Origin of the sequence: Flavonifractor sp. An112 (genome assembly GCF_904377885.1) — a bacterium.
Taxonomy (GTDB): domain Bacteria; phylum Bacillota; class Clostridia; order Oscillospirales; family Oscillospiraceae; genus Flavonifractor; species Flavonifractor avicola.
Genome location: NZ_CAJFGT010000023.1, coordinates 24875 through 49111 on the forward strand (window position 1 = coordinate 24875; position 24237 = coordinate 49111).

The 24237-nt window shown below is 58.7% G+C and carries 24 protein-coding genes, 1 pseudogene and 1 other annotated feature; of the genes and pseudogenes, 15 read left to right on the plus strand and 10 right to left on the minus strand.

Annotated features, from left to right (window positions below; all coding sequences use genetic code 11):
- Nucleotides 1-32 precede the first annotated feature (32 nt).
- The 4 genes from IHN22_RS05095 to rpmH form a co-directional block, all read right to left on the minus strand.
- Nucleotides 33-1364, minus strand: a complete 1332-nt coding sequence (locus IHN22_RS05095; protein WP_191433903.1) for a YidC/Oxa1 family membrane protein insertase — start codon at nt 1362-1364, stop codon at nt 33-35.
- Between the two features lie 31 nt (nt 1365-1395).
- Entirely contained in the window at nt 1396-1614 is a 219-nt protein-coding gene (yidD, locus tag IHN22_RS12715) for a membrane protein insertion efficiency factor YidD (protein WP_204220704.1), read from the minus strand.
- Between the two features lies 1 nt (nt 1615).
- A complete protein-coding gene (rnpA, locus tag IHN22_RS05105) occupies nt 1616-1963 on the minus strand; it encodes a ribonuclease P protein component (RefSeq protein ID WP_204220706.1) in 348 nt (115 codons plus the stop codon).
- 101 nt (nt 1964-2064) lie between these two features.
- Nucleotides 2065-2199, minus strand: a complete 135-nt coding sequence (rpmH, locus tag IHN22_RS05110; RefSeq protein WP_006570963.1) for a 50S ribosomal protein L34 — start codon at nt 2197-2199, stop codon at nt 2065-2067.
- A 527-nt stretch (nt 2200-2726) separates the two neighbouring features.
- Between rpmH and dnaA the strand changes: the two genes are divergently transcribed.
- The 13 genes and pseudogenes from dnaA to bilS all read left to right on the plus strand — a co-directional run bounded on the left by dnaA (nt 2727) and on the right by bilS (nt 14441).
- A complete protein-coding gene (gene dnaA / locus IHN22_RS05115; RefSeq protein ID WP_087267691.1) occupies nt 2727-4043 on the plus strand; it encodes a chromosomal replication initiator protein DnaA in 1317 nt (438 codons plus the stop codon).
- 346 nt (nt 4044-4389) lie between these two features.
- On the plus strand, nt 4390-5502 hold the full coding sequence (dnaN, locus tag IHN22_RS05120) for a DNA polymerase III subunit beta (protein ID WP_087187243.1): 1113 nt from the start codon (nt 4390-4392) through the stop codon (nt 5500-5502).
- Nucleotides 5503-5600: 98 nt separating this feature from the next.
- Entirely contained in the window at nt 5601-6041 is a 441-nt protein-coding gene (locus IHN22_RS05125; RefSeq protein WP_191433905.1) for an acyl-CoA thioesterase, read from the plus strand.
- Nucleotides 6038-6250: an RNA-binding S4 domain-containing protein gene (locus IHN22_RS05130; RefSeq protein WP_087187244.1), complete on the plus strand. Its 213-nt coding sequence runs from the start codon at nt 6038-6040 to the stop codon at nt 6248-6250. The genes IHN22_RS05125 and IHN22_RS05130 overlap by 4 nt, the downstream gene beginning before the upstream one ends.
- Nucleotides 6247-7353 carry a DNA replication/repair protein RecF gene (gene recF, locus IHN22_RS05135; protein WP_191433907.1) on the plus strand — a complete coding sequence of 369 codons (1107 nt, stop codon included), beginning with the start codon at nt 6247-6249 and terminating at the stop codon, nt 7351-7353. Before IHN22_RS05130 ends, recF begins: the two co-directional genes overlap by 4 nt.
- A 40-nt stretch (nt 7354-7393) precedes the next feature.
- Nucleotides 7394-7705 carry a Tat pathway signal protein gene (locus IHN22_RS05140; RefSeq protein ID WP_191433909.1) on the plus strand — a complete coding sequence of 104 codons (312 nt, stop codon included), beginning with the start codon at nt 7394-7396 and terminating at the stop codon, nt 7703-7705.
- Nucleotides 7706-7969: an extracellular matrix regulator RemB gene (gene remB, locus IHN22_RS05145; protein WP_087187247.1), complete on the plus strand. Its 264-nt coding sequence runs from the start codon at nt 7706-7708 to the stop codon at nt 7967-7969.
- A 68-nt stretch (nt 7970-8037) separates the two neighbouring features.
- On the plus strand, nt 8038-9987 hold the full coding sequence (gene gyrB / locus IHN22_RS05150; RefSeq protein ID WP_191433911.1) for a DNA topoisomerase (ATP-hydrolyzing) subunit B: 1950 nt from the start codon (nt 8038-8040) through the stop codon (nt 9985-9987).
- 110 nt (nt 9988-10097) lie between these two features.
- Complete coding sequence (gene gyrA / locus IHN22_RS05155) at nt 10098-12605, plus strand: DNA gyrase subunit A (RefSeq protein ID WP_191433913.1); 2508 nt, start codon at nt 10098-10100, stop codon at nt 12603-12605.
- Nucleotides 12606-12608: 3 nt separating this feature from the next.
- Nucleotides 12609-12983: an SHOCT domain-containing protein gene (locus IHN22_RS05160; RefSeq protein ID WP_191433915.1), complete on the plus strand. Its 375-nt coding sequence runs from the start codon at nt 12609-12611 to the stop codon at nt 12981-12983.
- A gap of 69 nt (nt 12984-13052) precedes the next feature.
- Nucleotides 13053-13370 (plus strand): annotated as a pseudogene (locus IHN22_RS12770) (endonuclease domain-containing protein); the annotation flags it as partial.
- A gap of 90 nt (nt 13371-13460) precedes the next feature.
- A complete protein-coding gene (gene rnhA / locus IHN22_RS12775; RefSeq protein ID WP_242958920.1) occupies nt 13461-13898 on the plus strand; it encodes a ribonuclease HI in 438 nt (145 codons plus the stop codon).
- A gap of 36 nt (nt 13899-13934) precedes the next feature.
- Entirely contained in the window at nt 13935-14441 is a 507-nt protein-coding gene (gene bilS / locus IHN22_RS05170; protein WP_191433919.1) for a flavodoxin family protein BilS, read from the plus strand.
- Between the two features lie 46 nt (nt 14442-14487).
- On the opposite strand, the gene IHN22_RS05175 is transcribed toward bilS, so the two are convergent.
- The 6 genes from IHN22_RS05175 to coaBC all read right to left on the minus strand — a co-directional run bounded on the left by IHN22_RS05175 (nt 14488) and on the right by coaBC (nt 22456).
- Entirely contained in the window at nt 14488-15165 is a 678-nt protein-coding gene (locus IHN22_RS05175; RefSeq protein ID WP_365813821.1) for a helix-turn-helix transcriptional regulator, read from the minus strand.
- A 149-nt stretch (nt 15166-15314) separates the two neighbouring features.
- Nucleotides 15315-16505, minus strand: a complete 1191-nt coding sequence (locus IHN22_RS05180) for a metal-dependent hydrolase family protein (protein WP_191433922.1) — start codon at nt 16503-16505, stop codon at nt 15315-15317.
- 16 nt (nt 16506-16521) lie between these two features.
- Complete coding sequence (locus IHN22_RS05185) at nt 16522-17697, minus strand: hypothetical protein (protein WP_191433924.1); 1176 nt, start codon at nt 17695-17697, stop codon at nt 16522-16524.
- Between the two features lie 76 nt (nt 17698-17773).
- Nucleotides 17774-19165, minus strand: a complete 1392-nt coding sequence (locus IHN22_RS05190) for a tryptophanase (RefSeq protein WP_191433926.1) — start codon at nt 19163-19165, stop codon at nt 17774-17776.
- Between the two features lie 270 nt (nt 19166-19435).
- The gene (locus IHN22_RS05195) at nt 19436-20872 is read right to left on the minus strand and encodes a glycine--tRNA ligase (protein WP_191433928.1); all 1437 of its coding nucleotides are present in this window, start codon (nt 20870-20872) and stop codon (nt 19436-19438) included.
- A gap of 127 nt (nt 20873-20999) precedes the next feature.
- Nucleotides 21000-21201: a binding site (T-box leader), on the minus strand.
- A gap of 55 nt (nt 21202-21256) precedes the next feature.
- A complete protein-coding gene (gene coaBC, locus IHN22_RS05200; RefSeq protein WP_191433929.1) occupies nt 21257-22456 on the minus strand; it encodes a bifunctional phosphopantothenoylcysteine decarboxylase/phosphopantothenate--cysteine ligase CoaBC in 1200 nt (399 codons plus the stop codon).
- Between the two features lie 254 nt (nt 22457-22710).
- Here coaBC and IHN22_RS05205 point away from each other — a divergent pair, with 254 nt between their 5' ends.
- Both IHN22_RS05205 and IHN22_RS05210 read left to right on the plus strand, forming a co-directional pair.
- The gene (locus IHN22_RS05205; protein ID WP_087187258.1) at nt 22711-23397 is read left to right on the plus strand and encodes an ECF transporter S component; all 687 of its coding nucleotides are present in this window, start codon (nt 22711-22713) and stop codon (nt 23395-23397) included.
- Between the two features lies 1 nt (nt 23398).
- Nucleotides 23399-24139, plus strand: a complete 741-nt coding sequence (locus IHN22_RS05210; protein ID WP_191433931.1) for a type III pantothenate kinase — start codon at nt 23399-23401, stop codon at nt 24137-24139.
- The last annotated feature ends 98 nt before the right edge of the window (nt 24140-24237 follow it).

Sequence of the window (24237 nt, forward strand, 5' to 3'; positions counted from 1 at the left end):
TATCTCTCCTTATGAATCCACGGCAGGTGCCGTTATTCCTTGGTCTCGCCGTCACCGGCGGCAGGGGTGTCAGCGGCAGAGGTGTCAACCTGGGGAGCGGCCTCCAGAGCGGGGGCCTCCTCCACCGCGGCAGTCTCCTGCACAGGGGCGGCCTTGTCCGGCTTTCTGCCGAAAATGGGGGCCTCGCCGGGATAGCAGGTGGGGCCGTCCTCACTGTAGCGGTAGGGATCATAGGCACGGCCGCGGGCATACTGACGCAGACCCACACAGCTGTACTCCTTCACGATGCCGGGGATCTTCTCCTCGTCCTCGTGCTTCTTCTCGGCCTTTTTCTTCTTGCCCTTGTTGAGCTTCTCTTCCTCGATGCGGCGGGCGCGCTCCTCGGCCTTGCGGCGGCGCTCCTCCTTCTCCTCTTCCTTCTCCTGCTGCTCGCGCTCGGCCTGCTTGCGGGCGGCCTCCTCGTAGTCCTTCTTCAGGATACGGCTGCACAGGAACTCCTGGATCATACTCAGCACGTTGTTGGCCACCCAGTAGAGACACAGGGCGGCAGGCATGGCAAAGCCGATCCACAGGGAGATCAGGGGGGAGATGATAAGCATGGTCTTGGCGGTGCCATTGTTGGCCGCCTGGGCGCTCTGCTTATTGATGGCGTTGGTCTTCATGGAGATCAGGGAGAAGAACACGCCGGACACAGCGGAGATCACCGGCAGCAGGAACAGGCCGAAGCCGCCGGCAATGGTCCAGAACTGAAGCTGAGGCACCTGGGACAGGTCCACCAGACCAAACAGGCTGAAGTTGATGGAGAACACGTTGGCGCCCACGCCGCCAGCGGCGGTGACCGCCTGCTGGACCGCGGCCAGATTGTCCGCATTGATGAGGGAGGCCAGGTACAGCTGGTTATAGCCGCTGTTGGTAAAGGTATCGGTGGCCTCCTTGATCCAGCCCATGTCCACGGCGTGGGTACTCCAACCCACGGCCTGGGCAATGGCATTGAGGGAATTGGCGTCGTTGATGCCCATCATGTAGTGGATGGGCTCGCGGATGATGGGGTAGAGGATCATCAGGATGATCAGGGGGATGAAGGACCACAGGCAGCCGCCCATGGGATTGACCTTCTCCTTCTGATACAGCTTCTGGACCTCCAGATTATAGCGCTGCCGGTCTTTGCCGTACTGCTTCTGCAGCTTCTGCATCTGGCCCTGGAGAATGTTCATCTGGATCATGCTGCGCTTGCCCTTCAGGGAGAGGGGGAAGAGCACCACCTTGACCACCAGGGCAAAGAACACCAGAGCCAGGCCATAGCTGCCGCAGAAGCTGTAAAAAGCCTTCAGCAGCCACGCAAAGGGGGTGAGGATAATTTCCATTTGTGCGCCTCCAAGTTACATTGTCTTGCCGTTACGGCACGGGGTCGTACTCGATGGATTCCTGCTTATGGAAGGGCTGACATTTGAGAATACGGCGAATGGCCAAAAAGCCCCCCTTGAGCGCACCGTATTTCTCCACCGCCTCCAGCGCATACTGGGAGCAGGTGGGGATAAAACGGCAGCAGGGGGGACGGGCAGGGGAGATATGCTTGCGGTAAAACCGAATGAGAGCGAGCAGAAGGCGCTTCAATTCAGGCCTCCTCCTTTCGGAGCAGACCCAGCTTGTCCGCCAGAGAGAGGAGACTGCGCTCCACCTCCCGGTACCGGCTGTGGCCGGCCCGGACACGGGCCACCACCACCAGGTCGTACCCCGGCAGAAAGCGGTCCTCATGGATGCGGTAGGCCTCCCGGATGCGGCGGCGGGTGCGGTTGCGCACCACCGCCTTGCCCACCTTCACCCCCACGGTGATGCCCAGACGGCTGCGGGGGGAGTTGTTCTTCCGGCAATAGAGTGCAAGACAGGGATTGACCGCGCTCTTACCCTTGCTGTAAAGGCGGCGGAACACATGATTTTGCTTCAGGGATACGGTGTGCTCCACGGCGGTCCTCCTTTCCCGGTCCAAACTTCCGTATGCTGCGCAGGGGCGGTGGGAAAAGCTCCCCCGCCCCTATGAAATGCCCTATTCCATTTGCGGACCCATCAGTGGGTCAGACGGGCGCGGCCCTTCGCGCGGCGGCGAGCCAGGACCTTGCGGCCGTTGGCGGTACGCATACGCTTACGGAACCCGTGCTCCTTGGAGCGCTGGCGCTTCTTGGGCTGATAGGTACGAACCATGTTGGGACACCTCCTGTACAAAAATCAAGCGGGTTGCCCCGCCCACCACAACAGCCTTTCGGCTGCGGTCGTCAAACAAAACTGCTTTACACCATAGCAGTTTACATGATGCACATGGTATTATAGCCTATTTCAAAATGGGCTGTCAACCACTAATTTGGTTTCTTTTTTGGTTTTTTTCTGGGTCCGGTAGGGAAATACCATATCTTGTGGCCCCTGTTGAGCACACCCCCACGCATAAGCCCTTCTGCCCTATTTTTTTGAGGCTCTGGGTAGAGGCGGCCGTTCCGGATGCCCGCCGGCCACCGTCAGACTGTGTGGAAACCTGTGTGGAAAAGTAGTTTCTTTTTATAATTGTATCGTTGCTTTCCACAGGGTGATTTGCTATAATGGTATGCGTTAAATTATCTGTACTCCCGCCGCTGGCGGCAGCATCCACGACCCAGGTCTTGAAAGCCCAGGCTTTCAAGGTCTTGTTTTGCTGCGCCCACAGCGGCCATCTATTCTACAAAAGAGGTGGTCTTTCCGTGAATCTACCGGCCGATCTCTGGGCCAAGGTCCTCTCCCTGATGGAGGGGGAGATGACAGCCACCGCCATCAACACCTGGTTTGACGACGCCACCCCCGTGGCGCTGGAGTCCAACCGGTTTGTGCTCCACACCCCCACCAACTTCAAGCGGGATATCATCAACTCCCGCTACATCCCCAACATCCAGAAGGCCCTCCATGAGCTGTTCTCCTCCGACTTTGAGGTTGTGGTGCTGGGAGAGGGGGAGCTGGAGGGCTACGGCAAGAAGAAGGTGGACGACGTCTTCCTCCCCGGCACCGAGGAATATACCTTCGAGCGCTTTGTGGTGGGCGCCTCCAACAAGTTTGCCCACGCCGCCGCCCTGGCGGTGGCCGAGCAGCCCGCCCAGACCTACAACCCCCTGTTCATCTACGGCGAGTCCGGCCTGGGCAAAACCCACCTGCTCTACGCCATCGCCCACAAGATCCATCAGTCCCACCCCGATTACCGCATCGTGTATATCAAGGGCGACTCCTTCACCAACGAGCTGATCCAGGCCATCCGGGAGGGCCGCAACCCGGAGTTCCGGGAAAAGTACCGCTCCGCCGACGTGTTCCTCATGGACGACGTGCAGTTTATTGCCGGCCGTGAGTCCACCCAGGAGGAGATGTTCCACACCTTCAACACCCTGTACGAGGCCAAGCGGCAGATCGTGTTCACCGCCGACCGCCCCCCCAAGGAGATGCTGCGGCTGGATGACCGGCTGCGTACCCGGTTCGAGTGGGGTCTGCCCGTGGACATCCAGCCCCCCGACTATGAGACCCGGGTGGCCATCATCAAGACCAAGGCCATCCGCCGGGGCATGAACCTGCCCGATCCCGTCCTCCAGTATATCGCCGAGAACATCACCTCCAATGTGCGGCAGATCGAGGGCACCGTCAACAAGATCCTGGCCTTCCAGGAGCTGATGGGGGAGAGCGTGGACGTGGACACCGTCACCCGGGCCGTCCGGGATATGTTCAAGGACAAGGCGGAGTTCCTCCCCTCGCCGGAGATCATCATTGATGAGGTCAGCAAGTTCTACAACATCGACGAGGAGGCCCTCCGGGGCCAGGGCCGCACCAAGGACACCGCGCTGGCCCGCCAAATCGCCATGTATCAGATCCGCCGCATGACCAACCTGTCTCTGAAGGAGATCGGCAAGGAGTTTGACAACCGGGACCACACCACTGTCATGCACTCCATTGACCGCATCGAGAAATTGACCAAGCAGAGCCCCGAAATTGCAGAAGTCATCAAGGACATCAACGCCAACATCAACGCCCGGTATGAATAAGGCTGAATGGCGTATGAATATTCCTGCATAAATATGAATGAAACTGGATTCCGACTGGAAATCCGGTTTCCAGACCGCCTTCCACATTTCCACCCTCTTTCGGGGATATGTGGAAAAGGGAATGTGGAAAACTTTTTTGCTCCTTTTCCCCTGTGGAAACCCCCTCTTTTTTGTCCACACCCCCTGTGGACGGGCCAAACCATGGGTCACAAGGAGTTTCGCCACTTTTCCACAATGTTTTCTCCTACGGCTTACTATTACGAACTATATCCCTCCTCTCTCCGGAGGAGCGCGAGAGATCCCGGGGAGCCCTTTCTCTCCCCACGAAACGGAGGACCGAACAAATATGAAATTTTCCTGCGAAAAAGCCCTGCTGCAATCCGCCATCTCCACCGCCTCCCGTGCCGTTTCCCCCAAGAGCTCCATTCCCGCTCTGGAGGGCATTCTGCTGGAGGCCGGACAGGAGCTGCGCCTCACCGGCTACAATCTGGACACCGGCATCCGCACCATCGTCCCTGCCGACATCAGCGAAACCGGCACCCTGGTGCTGGCCGCCCGGCTCTTCGGCGAGATCATCCGGAAGCTGCCTGACGACATCGTCACCTTCCAGACCGACAACTATATGGTCCACATCACCTGTGGACCCAGTGAGTTCAACATCCTGGGCACCGACCCGGAGGAGTTCCCCGAGCTGCCCACGGTGGAATATCAGAACTCCCTTACCCTGTCCCAGTCCAAGCTGAAATCCATGATTTCCCAGACCATTTTCGCCGTCAGCGACAACGAGAGCCGCCCGGTCCACACCGGTTCCCTCTTTGAGGCCGACGAAAACGGCCTCACCGTGGTGTCGGTGGATGGCTTCCGGCTGGCCCTCCGCCACGAGGCCATTGACAAGAAGGACGGCGCTCCGGAATTCTCCTTTGTTGTCCCCGGCTCCGCCCTGTCCGAGGTGGAAAAAATCTGCACCGACTGTGACGAGCCGGTGTCGGTGACCCAGGGCGCCCGGCACGTCATGTTCAAGGCCGGCTCCACCATGCTGGTGACCCGCCGGCTGGAGGGTGAGTTTTTGGCCTACCGCCAGGCCATCCCCCGCAGCAACGACATCTGTCTGGAGGGCGAGACCCGGGCGCTGCTGTCCTCCATTGAGCGCGTGTCCCTCATCATCACCGAAAAGCTGAAATGTCCCCTGCGGTGCGTGTTTGAGGACGGTTTGATGAAGATTTCCACCAAAACCGCCATCGGCGACGCCTACGACCAGTGCCCCGTCACCGGCGACGGCAAGGGTCTGGAGATCGGCTTCAACAACAAGTACCTGATGGACGCCCTCAAGGCCGCCCCCGCCGACAAGGTGCGGCTGGAGCTGTCCACCAGCGTGTCCCCCTGTGTCATCCTGCCCACAGAGGGGGAGGAGAATTTCCTGTATATGGTACTGCCCGTTCGCCTGAAGGCGGGGGAATAACGGGCGGGCGGCCATAAAGGCCGCCCCTACCGTAAAAAAGATCGTAGGGGCGACCCTTGTGGTCGCCCGTAAACCCTCAGAAAGTGAGGAAAAACACCTTGGAACTGCATCCTTACCTGCATAAGGTTCAATTTTATGAGACCGACGGCATGAGCATCGTCCACCATGAAAATTATATCCTTTGGATGGAGGAGGCCCGTACCGACTTTATGGACCAGATCGGCTGGAGCTACCATATGGCAGTGGACGCGGGCATCGACTTTGCCGTTACCGACGTGAGCTGCAAGTACCGCTCCATGACCCGGTTTGGGGAGACGGTAGCCATCCACATGGCGGTGGAGTCCCTGTCTCCCGCCAAAATGCAGCTGTCCTACAAGATGGTCAACGCCGACACCGGGGAGCTGCGGGCGGAGGGCACCTCCGGCCACTTCTTCTATGACCGGGCCAAGGCCCGGCCGGTGGCGCTGAAACGGGCCCTGCCCGACCTGTGGGAACTGCTGCAATCCCTGCACGAAGAAGGGAGAAATTCGGAAGTATGAAGACCATTCAGTCCAAAATCACAACGGAATTTATCAAACTGGAATCCCTGCTGAAATTTGAGGGTCTGGTGGAGACCGGCGGGGAGGCCAAGGAGCGCATCCAGGACGGAGAGGTCCAGGTCAACGGCGAGGTGTGCACCATGCGGGGCAAGAAGCTGCGCCCCGGCGACGTGGTCACCCTGGATGACCTGCGCGTAGAAGTTTTATGATCGTAAAGTCGGTCTGCCTGGACTTTTTTCGCAATTATCTTCACTTTGAGGGGAGCTTTTCTCCCAACGTCAATGTGATCTGGGGGGAGAATGCCCAGGGCAAGACCAATCTGCTGGAGGGCATCGCCTACCTGTCCACCGCCTCCTCCCACCGGGCCCGGTACGACCGGGAGCTGATCCAGATGGGGGTGGACCACGCCTTTGTGAAGGCGGAGGTCTTTTCCCGGGGGCGGGACTTCACCCTGGAGGCCAAGCTGGGCCGGGGGGTGCGGCGGCAGCTCTTCTCCAACGGCGTGAAATTAAAGACCGCCGGGGAGCTGGCGGGGGTACTCAACACCGTGCTCTTTTGCCCGGAAGATCTGTGGCTTATCCGGGAGGGGGCCGCGGTGCGCCGCCGGTTCCTGGACGACTGCATCTGTCAGCTGCGGCCCCGCTATGCCGAGGCTTTGGCGGAATACCGGCGTCTTTATGAACATAAGACCCGGATTCTGCGGGACTGGGAGGAGCATCCCTCGCTGCTGGACACTCTGGACGAGTTCAATCTGCGCATGGCCCAGACCGGGGCCATGCTCATCCACTACCGGGCCTACTTCATCAAGCGGCTCCGGGAGGTGACGCCTCCCATCCACCGGGATTTCTCCGGCGGACGGGAGGAGCTGGGGCTGAGCTACCAGACGGTGAGCACCATCGATGATCCATTGGCCCCCACCCGTACCCTGCTGGAGCAGCTGCTGAAACATCAGGACTCCCACCGGAAGGCGGAGCTGGAGGCCCGGCAGTGCCTGTCGGGGCCCCACAAGGACGATTTGGTGGTGGAACTGGACGGGGTGAGCGCCAAAACCTTCGCCTCCCAGGGCCAGACCCGGACGGCGGCATTGTCCCTCAAGCTGGCTTCCCGGGAAATCTTCTTTCAGGAGACGGGGGAGTGGCCGGTGCTGCTGCTGGACGACGTACTGTCCGAGCTGGACCACCGGCGGCAGGAGTTCGTTTTGAAGCGGATTACCGGCGGTCAAGTCTTTATCACCTGCTGCGAGGAAATGAGCCTGGACCGGCTGGGGGAGGGCAAGACCTTCCACATTCACAACGGCATACTGGTGGGATGACAAACCGGCCCGTGATACAGATCAGATTCAGGAGAACACTATGATACTTTTGATCCTTGCCCTGGTCCCCCTGGTGGGGGGCTTTCTGCTGGAATTTCTGGTGTGCCAGTTTACCCGGAAGGGAAGCAAGCTGTGGAAGCTGATCCCTCCGGTGGCTGCCGTTCTGGTGACAGCCGCCATTGTGGTCCACCGGCTCAACCTGTGGGAGGCGGATACCTCCCCGGTGACCCAGCTGCTCTTCATTCCCGGCCTGCCCGCCCTGGGCTTCTTTGTGGGGCTCTTTCTGGGCTGGAAGCTGTACCGCTGGCTGTGGCGGCCCAAAATCGTCCGGGACAAGAAGGAGGGCAAGTAGATGTATCTGCACATCGGTCAGAACGTGGTGGTGCCCTTTGGAGATGTGGTGGGGCTCTTCGATCTGGACAACACCTCCTCCTCCCACCTGACCCGGTCCTTTCTGGAGCGGGCGGAAAAGGAGGGGCGGCTGGTCAACGTGTCCGACGATCTGCCCCGCTCTTTTGTGCTGTGCGCCCGGCGGGAGGGGCCGCCGGTGGTTTACCTGTGCCAGCTCTCCGCCGCCACTCTGCTGCGCCGGGCGGAGAACAACAGTTTTGAATAAAAAAATTTGGGGTATGGCCGCTCTCACAGAGCCATACCCAACCTATGGTTAATCTAGCGGAGGTTATTATGTCTGACGAGTTAGAATTGGAACTGAACACCACCCAGGTGGAGCATGAGTACGGCGGCTCCGAGATCCAGGTGCTGGAGGGTCTGGAGGCCGTCCGCAAGCGCCCCGGTATGTATATCGGCTCCACCAGCGAGTCCGGCCTGCATCACCTGGTGTACGAGATCGTGGACAACTCCATCGACGAGGCCCTTGCCGGTTACTGTGATGAGATCACCGTCGCCATTGGGGAGGGTGACATCATCACCGTGGTGGACAACGGCCGCGGTATCCCCGTGGACATCCAGCCCCAGACCGGCCTGCCCGCCCTGGAGGTGGTATTCACCATCCTGCACGCCGGCGGCAAGTTCGGCGGCGGCGGCTACAAGGTGTCCGGCGGCCTCCACGGCGTGGGCGCCAGCGTGGTCAACGCCCTGTCCGAGTGGCTGGAGGTCCGGGTCCACAAGGAGGGCAAGATCTACGAGATGAAGTTCTCCCGGGGCAAGGTGACCCAGCCCATGCAGGTGGTGGGGGACACCGACCGCCACGGCACCGAGGTGGTGTTCAAGCCCGACCCCGAGATGTTCGAGGTCACCGAGTATAACTACGAGACCCTCCACACCCGGATGCGGGAGGAGGCCTTCCTCAACGCCGGCCTGAAGATCCACACCATCGACAACCGCCCCGGCAAGGAGCAGAGCGACACCATGCACTACGCCGGCGGTATCCGGGAGTTCGTGTCCTACATCAACCGCTCCAAGGACCCCATCCACCCCGACGTGATCTATATGGCGGGGCAGAAGGAGGACTCCATGGCGGAGGTGGCCTTCCAGTACAACGACGGCTACAACGAGACCATCGTCTCCTTCGCCAACAACGTCCACACCCCCGAAGGCGGTATGCACGAGGAGGGCTTCAAGCGTGCCCTCACCACCGTGCTCAACAACTACGGCAAAAAAATGAAGATCCTCAAGGACGAGGACAAGGTGTCCGGCGAGGACTGCCGGGAGGGCATCGCCTGCGTCATCTCCGTCAAGCTCACCGAGGCCCAGTTCGAGGGCCAGACCAAAGCCAAGCTGGGCAACGCCTCCATCCGTACCCTGGTGAACAACATCGTCACCGAGAAGCTGTCCGAGTACCTGGAGGAGAACCCCGCCGTGGGCAAGGCTATTCTGGAGAAGGCCCTCATGGCCAACCGGGCCCGTGAGGCCGCCCGCAAGGCCAGAGAGTCCATCCGCCGCAAGACCGCCCTGGGCGGCGCCGCCATGCCCGACAAGCTGCGGGACTGCAACGAGGTCAACCCCGAGCTCACCGAGCTGTACATCGTGGAGGGCGACTCCGCAGGCGGCTCGGCCACCCAGGGCCGGGACAGCCGCTTCCAGGCCATCCTCCCCCTGTGGGGCAAGATGCTCAACGTGGAGAAGGCCCGGGCCGACAAGGTGTACGGCAACGACAAGCTGACCCCCGTCATCACCGCCCTGGGCGCCGGCATCGGGGACGACTTCGACCTGGACAAGCTGCGCTATCACAAGATCATCATCATGGCCGATGCCGATGTGGACGGCTCCCACATCCGCACCCTGCTGCTGACCTTCTTCTTCCGCTTCATGCGGCCCCTCATTGAGCACGGCTACGTCTATGCCGCCGTGCCTCCGCTGTACAAGCTGACCCGGGGCAAGACCACCCGGGTGGCCTTTGACGATATCGAGCGGGAAAAGATCGCCGCCGAGCTCCGGGGCGACAACCCCAACGCCAAGGTGGATATCTCCCGGTATAAGGGCCTGGGCGAGATGAACCCCCATGAGCTGTGGGAGACCACCATGGACCCGGAGCGGCGCACCCTCAAGCGCATCGAGCTGGACGACGCCGTGCTGGCCGACCAGACCTTCACCGTCCTCATGGGAGAGAAGGTGGAGCCCCGGAAGGAGTTCATCGAACGCAACGCCAAGTACGCGGTGAATTTGGACTATTAAGGGATGGTCGGGCGACCATAAAGGTCGCCCCTACACGGCCCTGACGTAGGGGCGGCCCTTGCGGCCGCCCGCCGTGAACCACCCTATCATAAAGATTGAGAGGCAACAGCATGAGCAAAAAGCCACAGTACGATCCGGAGGAGATCCGGTACCCGGACCAGACCATCGTTACCTCACCTCTGGTGAAGGAGATGGAGCAGTCCTATATTGAGTACGCCATGAGCGTCATCAAGGGCCGCGCCCTGCCCGACGTGCGGGACGGCCTGAAGCCGGTCCACCGGCGCATCCTGTACGCCATGTACGAGGACAACCTGACCGCCGACAAGCCCTTCAAGAAGTCCGCTACCTGCGTGGGCGACGTGCTGGGCCGGTACCACCCCCACGGCGACGCCAGCGTGTACGACGCCCTGGTCCGTCTGGCCCAGGACTTCTCCATGCGTTATCCCCTGGTGGACGGCCACGGCAACTTCGGTTCCATCGATGGCGACCCCCCGGCCGCCTACCGTTACACCGAGGCCCGGATGTCCAAGATTTCGGACGAGATGCTCCGGGACATCGAGAAGGACACGGTGAACTGGGACCCCAACTTTGACGAGAGCCGCAAGGAGCCCCGTGTGCTCCCCTCCCGGTTCCCCAACCTGCTGGTCAACGGCTCGGCGGGTATTGCCGTAGGCATGGCCACCAACATCCCGCCCCACAACCTGCGGGAGGTCATCAACGCCACCATCTGCGTGCTGGACAATCCGGAGGCCACCCTGTCCGACCTGATGGAGCACGTGAAGGGCCCCGATTTCCCCACCAAGGGCATCATCATGGGCCGCTCCGGCATCCGGGCCGCCTACGCCACCGGCCGGGGGAGGGTGTGCGTCCGGGCCCGCACCGAGTTTGAGGAGTTCGGCCAGAACCGCACCCGCATCATCGTCACCGAAATCCCCTACCAGGTCAACAAGCGCCAGCTCATCAAGAACATGGCCGACCAGGTGGAGGACAAGCGTCTGGAGGGCATCTCCGACATCCGGGACGAGTCCGACCGCAACGGTATGCGGGTGGTCATTGAGCTCAAGCGGGACGCCAATCCCCAGGTGGTGCTCAACCGCCTGTTTGCCCAGACTCAGCTGCAGACCACCTTCGCCATCAATATGCTGGCCCTGGTGGACGACCAGTCCCAGCCCAAAATCCTGTCCCTGCGGCACATCCTGGACGAGTACATCGCCTTCCAGGAGGAGATCATCATCCGCCGCACCAAGTACGACCTGAAGAAGGCCCAGGAGCGGGCCCACCTGCTGGAAGGTCTGCTCATTGCCCAGGACAACATCGACGAGGTTATCCGCATCATCCGCCGGAGCTACGACAACGCCAAGGAGAACCTGATGAACCGGTTCGGCCTGGACGACGTGCAGGCCCAGGCTATCCTGGATATGCGCCTGAAAGCCCTCCAGGGCCTGGACCGGGAGAAGCTGGAGGCCGAGTACAAGGAGCTGGAGGAGCGCATTGCCTACTTCCAGCAGCTGCTGGGCTCCGAGGAGATGCTGCGTGGGGTGCTCAAGGACGAACTGTCCGCCATCCGGGACAAGTACGGCGACGACCGGGTCACCGAGATCCAGGACGTGGAGGACGAGATCGACATCGAGGACCTGATCGAGGAGGAGGAGTGCGTGTTCACCCTCACCGCCGGGGGCTACATCAAGCGCACCCCCGCCTCCACCTACCGCACCCAGCGCCGGGGCGGCAAGGGCATCACTGCCATGGCCACCAAGGAGGAGGACTATGTGGATACGGTGTTTACCGCTTCCACCCACGACTATATCCTCTTCTTCACCAATAAGGGCCGGGTCCACCGGAAGAAGGGCTACCAGATCCCCGAGGCCGGCCGCACCGCAAAGGGCACCAACCTGGTGAACGTGCTGCCCATCGAGCAGGACGAGAAGGTCACCGCCATGATCCACCTGCGGGAGTTCCCCGAGGACCGGTATCTGGTGATGGTCACCCGGGCGGGTACCGTCAAGCGGATTCAGCTCTCCTCCATCTTTACCGCCCGCAAGGCGGGCATCCGGGCCATCACCCTGGAGGAGGGAGACGAGCTCATCACCGTCCGGGAGACCGACGGGGAGCAGGCCATCCTCATCGTCACCCACGACGGTATGGCCATCTGCTTCAAGGAGACCGACGTGCGCTGCATGGGCCGTGACGCCTGCGGCGTCCGTGGCATCAGCCTGCGGGAGGGCGACTTCGTGGTAGGCGCCGCCCGGGCCAAGTACGACCATCAGGTGCTGATAATCACCGAGAACGGCTACGGCAAGCGCACCGAGATGGATGAGTATATCCGTGCCGACGGTCCCCAGAAGCGAGGCGGCTACGGTTTGAAGGGCTACAACGTCACCGAGAAGACCGGATGCGTGGTGGGCGTGAAGGTAGTGAGCGACAACGACGACGTGCTGGTCATCAACGACGCCGGCGTTATCATCCGCATGGCGGTGTCCGGCATCTCCACCTACGGCCGCACCGCCCAGGGCGTCAAGATCATGAACCTGGAGGAGGGTGTGAAGGTCATTTCCTTCGCCCGTACCGACCACGAGGAAGAAGAGGAGGACACCGGCGCCACCGAAGGGGAGGAATAAGCCATGTCCAGAAAAAGGGTAACTTACCGTCCCAGTAAGCCCGGCTCGGTGGCGGGGGGCGTGGTGGGCTGCGTCTTTGTGCTCATCGGCCTGTTCGTCGTCATTCCCCAGTTTGCCATGGTGGGGGGCTTTGGCCTCATCTTCGGCATCTTTTGGACCATCCTTGCCGCTGTCATCGCCGGTACCAACTTCTATTCTGCCTTCGGCAAGAAGTATATCGGCCCCGAGATCCGCATCGAGGAGGAGGGGGTGTCGGTGGACGATCCCAAGGGCACCCCGGAGCAGCGGCTGGAGCAGCTCCAGTCCCTCTATGACCGGCGGCTCATCACCAAAGAGGAGTATGAGCAGAAGCGGCAGGAGATTTTGAAGGAGCTGTAAAAAAGCCTTCCCCTGGGGGAAGGTGCCCCAGTGCGCACACTGGGGCGGATGAGGGGAAGAGGTGCGCCTATGGAAGATATCACCCGCATTCGCGCACAGAAACTGCGAAAAAATGCCACAAAAGAAGAGAATCATCTGTGGTATGATTTTTTGCGGACCTATCCCGTCCAATTTCTCCGACAAAAGCCATTTGGTCCTTATATTGTGGATTTTTATTGTTACAAAGCCAGGTTAGCCATTGAATTGGATGGTTCCCAGCATTATGAGGGAAATGGTCCAGAACTGGACGCCGCCAGAACGGCTTACTTGCAAGAAGTGGAAAAAATCAAGGTTTTGCGTTTTACAAATCTTGAGATCAAACAGAATTTTGAGGGTGTGTGTGCCGTCATTGACCGGCAGGTAAAGGCGGCGTTCCCCTCATCCGTCTGGCCTTCGGCCAGCCACCTTCCCCCAGGGGAAGGCTATAATAGGAGATCTATGAAAACAGTCACCATTTACACCGACGGGGCCTGCTCGGGCAATCCGGGCCCCGGCGGGTGGGGGGCCATTCTGCAATACGGGGAGTTCAAAAAGGAACTCTCCGGCGGGGAGGCCCACACCACCAACAACCGTATGGAGCTTACCGGCGTCATCACCGCCCTGAAGGCCCTGAAGGAGCCCTGCATCGTGGAGCTCTACTCCGACTCCAAGTACGTCATTGACGCCCTGGAGAAGGGCTGGGCCAGGGGCTGGAAGGCCAGAGGCTGGGTGAAGGGGGACAAGAAGCCCGCCCTCAACCCGGATCTGTGGGCCACCCTGCTGGACCTGTGCGACTACCACACCGTCCATCTCCACTGGGTCAAAGGCCACGCCGATAACCCGTTTAATAACCGCTGTGATGAATTAGCAGTAGCGGAGAGCCGGAAGTACAAGTAGGGGTGCGGTATGCGCCCGCCGTCCAAAGGAGGACCTATGAAAATCGCCATTGTATTCGACAGCCAGACCGGTAACACCGCCCAGGTGGCTCAGGCCATCCGGGAGGCCTGTGAGGGCCACGACATTGTGGCCTTCGGCCCGCCGCCCCAGAACGTGGACCAGGCGGAGCTGGTCTTTGCCGGGTCCTGGACCGACAAGGGTACCCTCACTCCGGCTATGCAGGAATTTTTACATAGCCTGTACGGCAAACGGGTGGCCATCTTCGGCACCGCCGGTTTCGGTATCTCCGAGCTGTACTTCGCCTCCCTGTCCGACCGCTTCAAGGCGGAGGTCCCCAAGGGCAACCAGGTGGTGAGCAGCTTCTTCTGCACCGGCAAGATGCCCCAGACGGTGAAGGACCGGTACGAGGCCCAGCTGAAGGCCGACCCGGACAACGCCAAGCTGAAATCCATGATCCAGGCTTTTGACCTGGCCCTGACCCACCCGGACCAGAACGACCTGAACCAGGCCGCCGACTTTGCCCGGGAGGCCATGAAGGCGTAATAAAAAAGCGTGCTGCATTTGCAGCACGCTTTTTTTATTTATGGGTTCAGGACTGCTCCTGAAGCTTGTTCAGATAGCGGTAAATACTGGTCTCCGTGGTTTTGAGGGCGGAGGCCAGCTCGGCAATGGCTCCCTTTACCAGGAAGATACCCTTTTCGTCCAAACGACGCACCATCTCCATCTTCTCCTGGTAGCTCAGGCGGGTGGGTTCCACCCCAAAGCTGTCCAGCTCTTCCCGGATAGAGGTGGATACCAGCCCCTCCACCGATACCTCAAAGCTGTTGTAGAAGGGGCTCTCGGCGGGAGCCTCATAGGGCCGATAGCCCGAAATCATTACATTGAGGGCATCCCGCAGCTCCACCAGCCGCTCCACGTTGATGTTGACGGTAATCATGCCCCGCAGCTGCCGCTCTGGGTTGTTTTTCAAAAAGAAGGTGGCGGATTTCAGCTTATGCTTGGAGCGGGAAAGTGCCCGGTAATTGACGATAAAATCTTCTTTTTCATAGATCTTCGAGTCCAGAAGGTTCCGCTCCAGCGAGCGCATCTCGCTGCCGGGTACCATCTCATCGTCCATGGGGTTGAGGACCTGATACACCACCCGGTCATCCACGTCGTATAAAATGATCTCAGCATCCGGTCCCAGCATTTCACCCAAAAAATGCATAAGAGGAAGGATAGACTCTAAATATTCCTGCTGATTCATAGTCAGTATCACCTCCGCCATAAAGGCGGTATCTCTAATATATATTAATTCTAGTTTACTCGAATGATAATGAATTGTCCAGTATCACAGTAAAATTTCACCTAAAAATAAGCGACTGTGCCGGAAAGGCACAGCCGCTTTGCGTGTCAGACAAGAGGGAAAGAGAAAAATTATCGGGAGGAATAAACCTGCTGACCTTTGTGAAATACCGTATGGGGGCCATATATATTTTGAATGTCCTCCATGGGGTTTTTATCCAGGATGATAAAGCTTGCCATCTTTCCAGGCTCCAGGGTGCCGTAATCTTGATCTACATCCATCAACTGAGCAGAGTTAATGGTAGATATGGTCAAAACATCCTGAGGGGAAATACCGGATTCGCAAAGAAAAATCAGCTCGCTGAGCGCATCCTCATAGTTATTTCCTGGAGTACCTTTATCGGTTCCCATGGCAAGAGTGACTCCCATATCAAAGGCCGTTTTAGCAATAGATCGGTGCTGCTGAATGATTTTTGCAGATTCTAGATGGTTTGAATTATTAGGATCTCGAGCAAGGCCCACTTTAGTGGCAAAGTAAGGGGCGGACAGAGTGGGTACCAGATATGTTCCCCGTTTCAACATTTCTTGAAGAATTTTATTATCGGAGAAGGTGCCATGTTCAATAGAATCCACACCCGCTTCCACACTTTGACGGATTGCAGTATTCCCATGAGTGTGTACACGAACCTTGCGGCCCTTCTTATGAGCTTCTCGTACCCCGGCGCTGATTTCCTCGAACTCCATTTCACAGGGAGCTTTTTCCGGACCAGGAGAACTAATATCGCTGGAAACCATCAGCTTGATACAGTCTGCGCCTGCCCGAATCTGCTGACGGACACCTTTGGCGACCTCATCGGCACCGTCGCATTCTTTGGATAAAATCCAACCATGTCCGCCGGTAATGCATATGCCCTCGCCGCTAGTCCTGAGTTCGGGGCCAAAAACCACACCTTTGCGGATAAGCTCTCTTAATTCCATTCCAGTTGTACTGGGGGAGCCTACATCACAGGCGCATACAATACCCTGCTCCAATAGAAGCCTAGCATTCTGGGCAGCAATACAGCCAAACTCCATAAGGTTATGTCCATTACCCATATAATCAGAAAAATCTCTTTTAGGATCCATAAAGATATGAATATGGGTATCAATTAGCCCAGGGATTACTGTACAGCAATCTGACTCCAGAATTTGAGTATCATCCGATGGAGTGTATTGGCTCCGTGAACCTACTTCCAAAATGCGGTTATCCTCAAAGAGCAGGAAAAAGTCATCAATTTTACTTTTTCCATTAAATAAGTGCTTGCCGAAGATAACTTTCTTCAAAATGAGCCCTCCTTTCTCAGAGTAATCCAGACACGATGCCGGCCATAATTACCGATGCAATTGAGACAGTAACAAAGCCGGCTGTTAACATTTTGGGCAACATGTAGTTACGCAGTGCGGTTTTTTCTTCGGGTGTACGGCCCATTGCCTCGGATACTTCATTAGCAATAAACATGGTAACCGGGAAACCGTAGGTGCAGGACATACCGATGGCAGCGGCCATGGGGAAACTGATTTTTAGCACCAGGCTGAGAATAAAGGCGGTGATAATTACGAAAATGGTGCCTAAAACCAGGCAGACCAACAGAGGAAGAAGCAGATCAAGCAGAGTCTTCGGGGTGGCATCGGAAAGCCCGGCATACATGAAGATGGTGGTGGCAAAGATCAGCAAGGGGACACTCTGCGTGCGCTCCAGACTGCCTGGCTCCAAAAAGCCCAACTGAGCTAGCAGAATACCCAGCAGCAGGCAAAAGACATAGGAATGAACAGCTCCACCGGTGAGCAGAGAAAGATAATGGCTTACTGTTGCTACAAGCCCCAGTTTCACCATAGTCCATTCTGGAGAATTAGCACCTGGAATTTCCAAAGGTTTGCGCTTTTTCGTATGACCAGCATTATCTTTTAAAGTGTCATGATTGGCGGAGAAAGCTACCAGATTTTCAGGATGCTTCAGAAATTGCTTAGCCTCTTGCCGCAGGAGGAAGGAGGAGACAGGAATGCCGATAAAACCTTGTGTGGTCAGCATCATTATACAGAAGACGCTCAGTGATTCCAGACCCTTTTCTGCGAGAGTGGAAATCATAATAATAGTGGCCGCACCACCGCCGGCAAAAATGGGAGCACCTGCAATTGCCAACTTTGGATTAACAATAAGACCACCAATTAAAATAATGCCAAAGGTCCCAGCAATAACGGCTAAAGTGCCGATCACAACTGTTTTCCACTGGCGCCGAAGTTCTGCCATATCTATGGTAGTACCAAGAGAGGTAATCACCAGACCGACCAAAATAGAACCGATACCATCGATTTTGGCGGTGGTCATAATATCCTTGGGAAGGCCAAGCCAAAAGGCGACCAATAAGATGATAGAAATGACCAATGGAGCAGATAAAATTGCTTTGGTTTTTTTGGCAACCACTTGACCAATTGAGTATATCAAAAATAGGATGGTTAAGGCAAATATTTCAGGCATACGTTATTCTCCCTTCTTTTCCTCCTTTAGGTTAACCTTTTATATGTAAAATAAAAATACAAAAACACAGAGTTAATTACAGCAGCTCGAAACCGGCGGTGAAGTGACGCAGGGCGGTGATGGGGCCCTCATAGACCAGCTTCATGCCCTTATACTCGTCGCGGTGCTGGTAGATGTACTCCAGAGCGTTGACGATGCAGTCCAGATGATTGTTGGTGTAGACGCGGCGGGACACGGAGATGCGCATCAGCTCCAGAGCGGGCCAGATGGGCTCGCCGGTGACGGGGTCCTTGCCGCCGAAGGCGCAGGCGCCCATCTCTACGGCGCGGATGCCGGCCTCCTCATAGAGGGCCACGACCAGACGCTGAGCGGGGAACTCGCACTGAGGAATGTGGGGGAAGAACCGGCGGGCGTCCACATAGATGCCGTGGCCGCCGCTGGGCTCCACGCAGGGGATGCCCTTCTCCTTCAGGCGGTCGCCCAGGTACTTGACCTGATTGATGCGGTACTCCAGGTACTCGTCGGTGGTAGCCTCTTTCAGACCAACCGCCAGAGCCTCCATGTCACGGCCGGACAGACCGCCGTAGGTGATGAAGCCCTCGTGCACGATGGCCTGGACGTTGGAGTACAGGTAGAAGTCGTGGTTGCGGGTGACGATCAGGCCGCCGATGTTGACCAGGCCGTCCTTCTTGGAGCTCATGGTAGCGGTCTCACAGTAGGAGAACATCTCGCGGGTGATCTCCTTGATGTCCTTATCCTGATAGCCGGGCTCGCGCTGCTTGATGAACCAGGCGTTCTCAGCCAGACGGGCGGAGTCGATGACCACGGGGATATTGTGGGCCTTGGCAAACTCGCTGACCGCCTTGATGTTGGCCATGGAGACGGGCTGGCCACCGTTGTTGTTGCAGGTGACGGTAATGATGATGACGGAGATGGAGTCCTCACCGTGCTCGTCGATGATCTTCTGGACCTTGTTCAGGTCGATGTTGCCCTTGAAGTCCTCGGCGGGGCTGGCAGCATCCAGACCGGCGTCGATGACGCAGTCCACAGCGTAGGCACCGATGATCTCGGCGTTGCCGTGGAAGGTGTCAAAGTGCATGTTGCCCACGGCGTACTTGCCGGGCTTGGCGTAGTACTGAGCCATGATGTAGTCGGCGCCGCGGCCCTGGTGGGTGGGCTGCACATAAGGCATGCCGAAGACTTCCTGAGCGGAGGCTTCCAGCTTGTAGAAGCTCTTGCAGCCGGCGTAGCTCTCGTCGCCCAGCATCATGGCGGACCACTGCTCGGTGCTCATGGCGGAGGTGCCGGAATCGGTCAGGCAGTCCACATACACGTCCTCGGCCTTTAGACGGAAGGCGTTGTACTGAGCATCCTTCAGAGCCTGGGTACGATAGGCCCGGGTGGTCTTCTTAATGGGCTCCACAACCTTGATGCGGAAGGGCTCGGCAGTCTGGAAATTGCGTTCCATAATTGACACTCCTTTAAAAATTTGTTTATTGTGTTTTATTTTTTCTCTTTGTGTAACAAATACTAACACCACATCACTGGAATGTCAATCATGTAATAATAAATCAAATTGTGTAAGAAAAATTGTACGATTTAGACAAATATACATCATGTAAGAAATTCTAACACGATAAATATGGCCAGGACAACAAAAAAAGTACCTGCCGCAAAACCCTGCGGCAGGTACTTTTTGAAATGCTATTCTAATATATGAGGGGGAAAAGGACAGAAATCAGAACTTTACGCGCTCAGCGATATAAGCCTTGACCTGATCCATGGGGATGCGCACCTGCTCCATGGAGTCGCGCTCACGGATGGTGACGCAGTTGTCGGCGGGAGTGTTCTCGTCGCCCACGGTTTGGAAGTCCAGGGTGATGCAGAAGGGGGTGCCGATCTCGTCCTGGCGGCGGTAGCGCTTGCCGATGGAGCCGGCGTCGTCGTAGTCCACCATGAACTCCTTGGCCAGCTCGTCACGCAGCTGCTGGGCGGGGCCGGACAGCACTTCCTTCTTGCTCAGGGGCAGCACGGCGCACTTGAAGGGGGCCAGAGCGGGGTGGAGGCGCAGCACGGTGCGGATGTCGTCGTTGCCCTTCTTGTCCTGGCCAACCACTTCCTGATCGAAGGCGTCCACCAGGAAGGCCAGGGTCACGCGGTCGGCGCCCAGGGAGGGCTCCACCACGTAGGGGATATAGTGCTCGCCGGTCTCCTGGTCGAAGTAGGTCATATCCTTGCCGGAGACGTTCTGGTGCTGGGTCAGGTCGTAGTCGGTACGGTCGGCCACGCCCCACAGCTCGCCCCAGCCGAAGGGGAAGAGGAACTCGAAGTCGGTGGTGCCCTTGGAGTAGAAGCACAGCTCCTCGGGGCTGTGGTCACGCAGCCGCAGGTTCTCCTCCTGCATACCCAGGCTCAGCAGCCACTCCTTGCAGAAGGAGCGCCAGTACTGGAACCACTCCATGTCGGTGCCCGGCTTGCAGAAGAACTCCAGCTCCATCTGCTCGAACTCACGGGTGCGGAAGGTGAAGTTGCCGGGGGTGATCTCGTTGCGGAAGGACTTGCCCACCTGGCACACGCCGAAGGGCAGCTTTTTGCGGGTGGTGCGCTGAATGTTCTGGAAGTTGACAAAAATGCCCTGGGCGGTCTCAGGCCGCAGGTACACGGTGTTCTTGGCATCCTCGGTGACGCCCTGGAAGGTCTTGAACATCAGGTTAAACTGACGGATGTCGGTGAAGTTGTGCTTGCCGCAGGTGGGGCAGGGGATGTTGTTCTCCTCGATGAAATTCTTCATCTCCTCCTGGGAGAAGGCGTCGATGGGCTTGGGCAGCTCCACGCTGTTCTCAGCGCACCAGTCCTCGATGAGCTTGTCGGCGCGGAAGCGCTCCTTACACTCCTTACAGTCCATCAGAGGATCGGAGAAGCCGCCCAGATGGCCGGAGGCCACCCAGGTCTGGGGGTTCATGAGGATGGCAGCGTCCAGACCCACGTTGTAGGGATTCTCCTGGACGAACTTCTTCCACCAGGCCTTCTTCACGTTGTTCTTCAGCTCCACACCCAGAGGGCCGTAGTCCCAGGTGTTGGCCAGGCCGCCGTAGATCTCGGAGCCGGAGAAGATGAAGCCCCGGCCCTTACACAGGGTGACGATCTGCTCCATGGTCTTTTCGGTGTTTTTCATGGTACAATCAAACTCCTTTTGTTTGTAATTTATACATATATGGTACCGTTTCCCTCATCCGCCCCAGTGTGCGCACTGGGGCACCTTCCCCCAGGGGAAGGCTAAGAAAAAACCGCCCTGAGCCTAAGCTCAGGGCGGAAAAATCCGTGGTACCACCTGAATTCGGACAAGTTGTCCGCACTCGAACCCGGTAACGGCGGGGGACCGGCGGGGCATTGCCTCCCCGCGGCTCACGGGCGCCTTCCCTCCACCTCCGCCGAAGCCTTGCACCGTCCGGCTCCTCTCTGGTGCGGAAACATGGGGGTACTCTTCCCGATCACTGCCTTATCGCGGGCTATTCTATCATTTTTTCCCCCTACCGTCAAGGCAAAAAGGGGGGAATCCTCACCGGCGGCCCATAATTTCGTCCAGCAGGGCGTGGGCGGCCTCCTCCTTGCTCATGAGGGGCAGTTCCTTGGCCCCGTCGGCGGCGATGAGGGTGAGCACGTTGGTATCCACCCCGAAGCCTGCACCCGCCTGCTTCAGGTTGTTGGCGGCAATGAGGTCGATGTGCTTTTTCTCCAGCTTCTTTTTGGAATTCTCCACCATGTCTTTTGTCTCCATGGAGAAGCCGCACAGGAACTGGCCGGGCACCCGGTGCTCACCCAGCCAGGCCAGGATGTCGCTGGTGCGGGCCAGGGGGAGGGAGAGGTCGGAATCATTGCCGCTCTTCTTGATCTTGTCCTCCGCCACGGAAGCGGGGCGGTAGTCGGCCACGGCGGCGGCCTTGATGATGATATCCTGCTCCGGCGCCCGGCTGGTCACCGCGTCAAACATATCCTGGGCGGACACAATGTCCACCACCTCCATGTAGGGGGGCTTTTTCAGGTTCACCGGCCCGGACACCAGGGTGACCTGGGCCCCCCGGGCGGCGGCGGCTTTGGCGATGGCGTAGCCCATCTTGCCGGTGGAGTGGTTGGTGAGATAGCGCACCGGGTCCAGAGCCTCCCGGGTGGGACCGGCAGTGACCAGCAACCGTAGGCCGGTCATGTCCTTCTCGTGGCTCAGGGCGTGGAGGACGGTCTCCAGCAGGTCCTCCGGCTCGGGCATCTTGCCCTTGCCCACGGCCCCGCAGGCCAGACGGCCGCTGGCGGGCTCCACGATCTCCCAGCCATACTTGCGCAAAATGTCCAGGTTGTCCTGGGTGACGGGGTTCTCGTACATTTTGGTGTTCATGGCGGGAGCGGCGATCTTGGGGCAGTTGCAGGCCAGAATAGTGGTGGTGAGCATATCGTCGGCCAGGCCGTGGGCCAGCTTGGCCAGCACGTTGGCGGTGGCGGGAGCCACCAGTACCAGGTCGGCCTGATCGGCCAGAGCGATGTGCTCCACCTGGAACTGGTAGTTGCGGTCGAAGGTGTCCACGCTCACCCGGTTGCCGGTGAGGGACTCAAAGGTGTGGGGACCGATGAACTCGGTGGCATTTTTGGTCATGAGCACCTGGACGTTGGCCCCCTGCTTCACCAGGGCGGAGGCCAGGTTGGCGGATTTGTAGCAGGCGATGCCGCCGGTGACCCCCAGCAGCACGGTTTTTCCTTTTAACTGCATAGCAAGAAGCTCCTTATGATCTGTAGGGACGGCCTTCCGCCGCCGTAATGTGTCTCTCAATTATAGCAGACACGAAGGAAGTTTTCCACATTCCCATTGCATTTTGGGGATAAAACCGCTATAATAGCTCCGGCTGTCCCCGTCCGGGGCCGCTGTACTCTCAGGAGACGGCAGGTCCCAGCCCATCGGTGGTCAGTCACCCAAAATATGCGCTGTATCCTCTTAAGAGGAACGGCAGCTGGAGGTAATTGAATATGAAAAAAGCGCTCACCCGGTCTCAGCGGAGCAAGCAGGTGCAGGGCATGGCCATTCTGGCTATGTTTACCGGCATCATCTTTTTGCTCACCTTTACACCCCTGGGTCTCATCGACCTGCCTGTGATCAAGGCCACCATTCTCCATGTGCCGGTCATCATCGGTTCCATTCTGCTGGGGCCCAAGAAGGGCGCGTTCCTGGGAGGAATGTTCGGTCTGTCCAGCATGATCAAAAATACGCTGGTACCCGGTCTTTCCTCCTTTGTGTTTTCCCCCTTCATTCCCGTGCCCGGCCTGGACCGGGGCAGCCCCTGGGCTCTGTTCATCTGCTTTGTGCCCCGTATCCTGGTGGGCGTCACCCCCTGGCTGGTGTACACCCTCATTAAGACCCTCTTCCGCAAGTCCAACGCCGGTATCCAGACGGTTGGCATGGTGATCGCCGGTATTGTGGGCGCTCTCACCAACACCGCCCTGGTCATGGGCTCCATCGGCGTCATCTTCACCGAGGCCTATGCCGCCGCCCAGGGCATCCCCGCCGACGCGGTGCTGGGCTTCATCCTGGGCATCGTGGCTGCCAACGGCGTGCCTGAGGCCATTGTGGCTGCCGTCATTACCCCCGCGGTGTGCGTGCCCATGGTGCGGGCTCTCAAGCTGGAGAAAGCTCCCGCTGCCGTTCAACCCGCCTGAGATGCTGCTCACCGTTGACATCGGCAACACCACCGTTGCCATCGCCAGCCTGCGGGGGGATCAGGTGGCCTTTGTAAAAAAGCTGCCCAGTGACCCCGCTCTGGACTGGACCGCCGCGCTCAAAGAGCTGCTGGATGGGGTGGAGGCCAAAGGGGCCGTCCTCTCCTCGGTGGTGCCCGCCCTTACCGGCCCGGTAGGGGAGGGGCTGAAGGCCATCACCGGAAAGCCTGTCCTGGTGGTGGACAAAACTACCCACACCGGTCTGGATCTCAGCGGCTACGATACCGCCAACCTGGGCATGGACCGGGTGGTGGACTGCGTGGCCGCTCTGGCCCGGTATACCCCCCCGGTGGCCGTCTTTGACATGGGCACCGCCACCACCCTGTCGGTGGTGGACAAGGGCGGCCTTTTCCGAGGCGGCATGATCCTGCCCGGCCTGGCTCTGGGCCTGGAGGCCCTGTCCGCCCGGGCTGCCCAGCTGCCCCCCATTACCCTGTCTACGCCGGAGGGGCTGCTGGGGACGGATACCGTGTCCTGCATGAAGTACGGCGCCCTCTACGGGGCTGCCGGCGCCATCGAGGGCATCGTCAGGCGGCTGGAGGAGGAGCTGGGTCCCCTGACGGTGGTGCTCACCGGCGGTAACAGCACTCTGGTACGACCCTTGCTCTCCATCTCCACCGCCTGGGAGCCTCACCTGACCTTCCTGGGATTAGCAGAGATCTGGAAACAAAATAACCGATAAAAAAGGGCCTGTTGCAAAATAGCTGTTTTGCACAAACCTGTCATTGCGAGCCAGTGCGCACACTGGCGTGGCAATCCGTTTCCCCGGCAAAAGGGACG

Coding starts and splice junctions, on each gene's coding strand:
- IHN22_RS05095 (WP_191433903.1), bottom strand. CDS start 1,364: ATGGAAATTATCCTCACCCCCTTTGCGTGGCTGCTGAAGGCTTTTTAC.
- rpmH (WP_006570963.1), bottom strand. CDS start 2,199: ATGGTTCGTACCTATCAGCCCAAGAAGCGCCAGCGCTCCAAGGAGCAC.
- dnaN (WP_087187243.1), top strand. CDS start 4,390: ATGAAATTTTCCTGCGAAAAAGCCCTGCTGCAATCCGCCATCTCCACC.
- IHN22_RS05130 (WP_087187244.1), top strand. CDS start 6,038: ATGAAGACCATTCAGTCCAAAATCACAACGGAATTTATCAAACTGGAA.
- recF (WP_191433907.1), top strand. CDS start 6,247: ATGATCGTAAAGTCGGTCTGCCTGGACTTTTTTCGCAATTATCTTCAC.
- IHN22_RS05140 (WP_191433909.1), top strand. CDS start 7,394: ATGATACTTTTGATCCTTGCCCTGGTCCCCCTGGTGGGGGGCTTTCTG.
- remB (WP_087187247.1), top strand. CDS start 7,706: ATGTATCTGCACATCGGTCAGAACGTGGTGGTGCCCTTTGGAGATGTG.
- gyrB (WP_191433911.1), top strand. CDS start 8,038: ATGTCTGACGAGTTAGAATTGGAACTGAACACCACCCAGGTGGAGCAT.
- gyrA (WP_191433913.1), top strand. CDS start 10,098: ATGAGCAAAAAGCCACAGTACGATCCGGAGGAGATCCGGTACCCGGAC.
- IHN22_RS05160 (WP_191433915.1), top strand. CDS start 12,609: ATGTCCAGAAAAAGGGTAACTTACCGTCCCAGTAAGCCCGGCTCGGTG.
- rnhA (WP_242958920.1), top strand. CDS start 13,461: ATGAAAACAGTCACCATTTACACCGACGGGGCCTGCTCGGGCAATCCG.
- bilS (WP_191433919.1), top strand. CDS start 13,935: ATGAAAATCGCCATTGTATTCGACAGCCAGACCGGTAACACCGCCCAG.
- IHN22_RS05175 (WP_365813821.1), bottom strand. CDS start 15,165: ATGGCGGAGGTGATACTGACTATGAATCAGCAGGAATATTTAGAGTCT.
- IHN22_RS05185 (WP_191433924.1), bottom strand. CDS start 17,697: ATGCCTGAAATATTTGCCTTAACCATCCTATTTTTGATATACTCAATT.
- IHN22_RS05190 (WP_191433926.1), bottom strand. CDS start 19,165: ATGGAACGCAATTTCCAGACTGCCGAGCCCTTCCGCATCAAGGTTGTG.
- IHN22_RS05195 (WP_191433928.1), bottom strand. CDS start 20,872: ATGAAAAACACCGAAAAGACCATGGAGCAGATCGTCACCCTGTGTAAG.
- coaBC (WP_191433929.1), bottom strand. CDS start 22,456: ATGCAGTTAAAAGGAAAAACCGTGCTGCTGGGGGTCACCGGCGGCATC.
- IHN22_RS05205 (WP_087187258.1), top strand. CDS start 22,711: ATGAAAAAAGCGCTCACCCGGTCTCAGCGGAGCAAGCAGGTGCAGGGC.
- IHN22_RS05210 (WP_191433931.1), top strand. CDS start 23,399: ATGCTGCTCACCGTTGACATCGGCAACACCACCGTTGCCATCGCCAGC.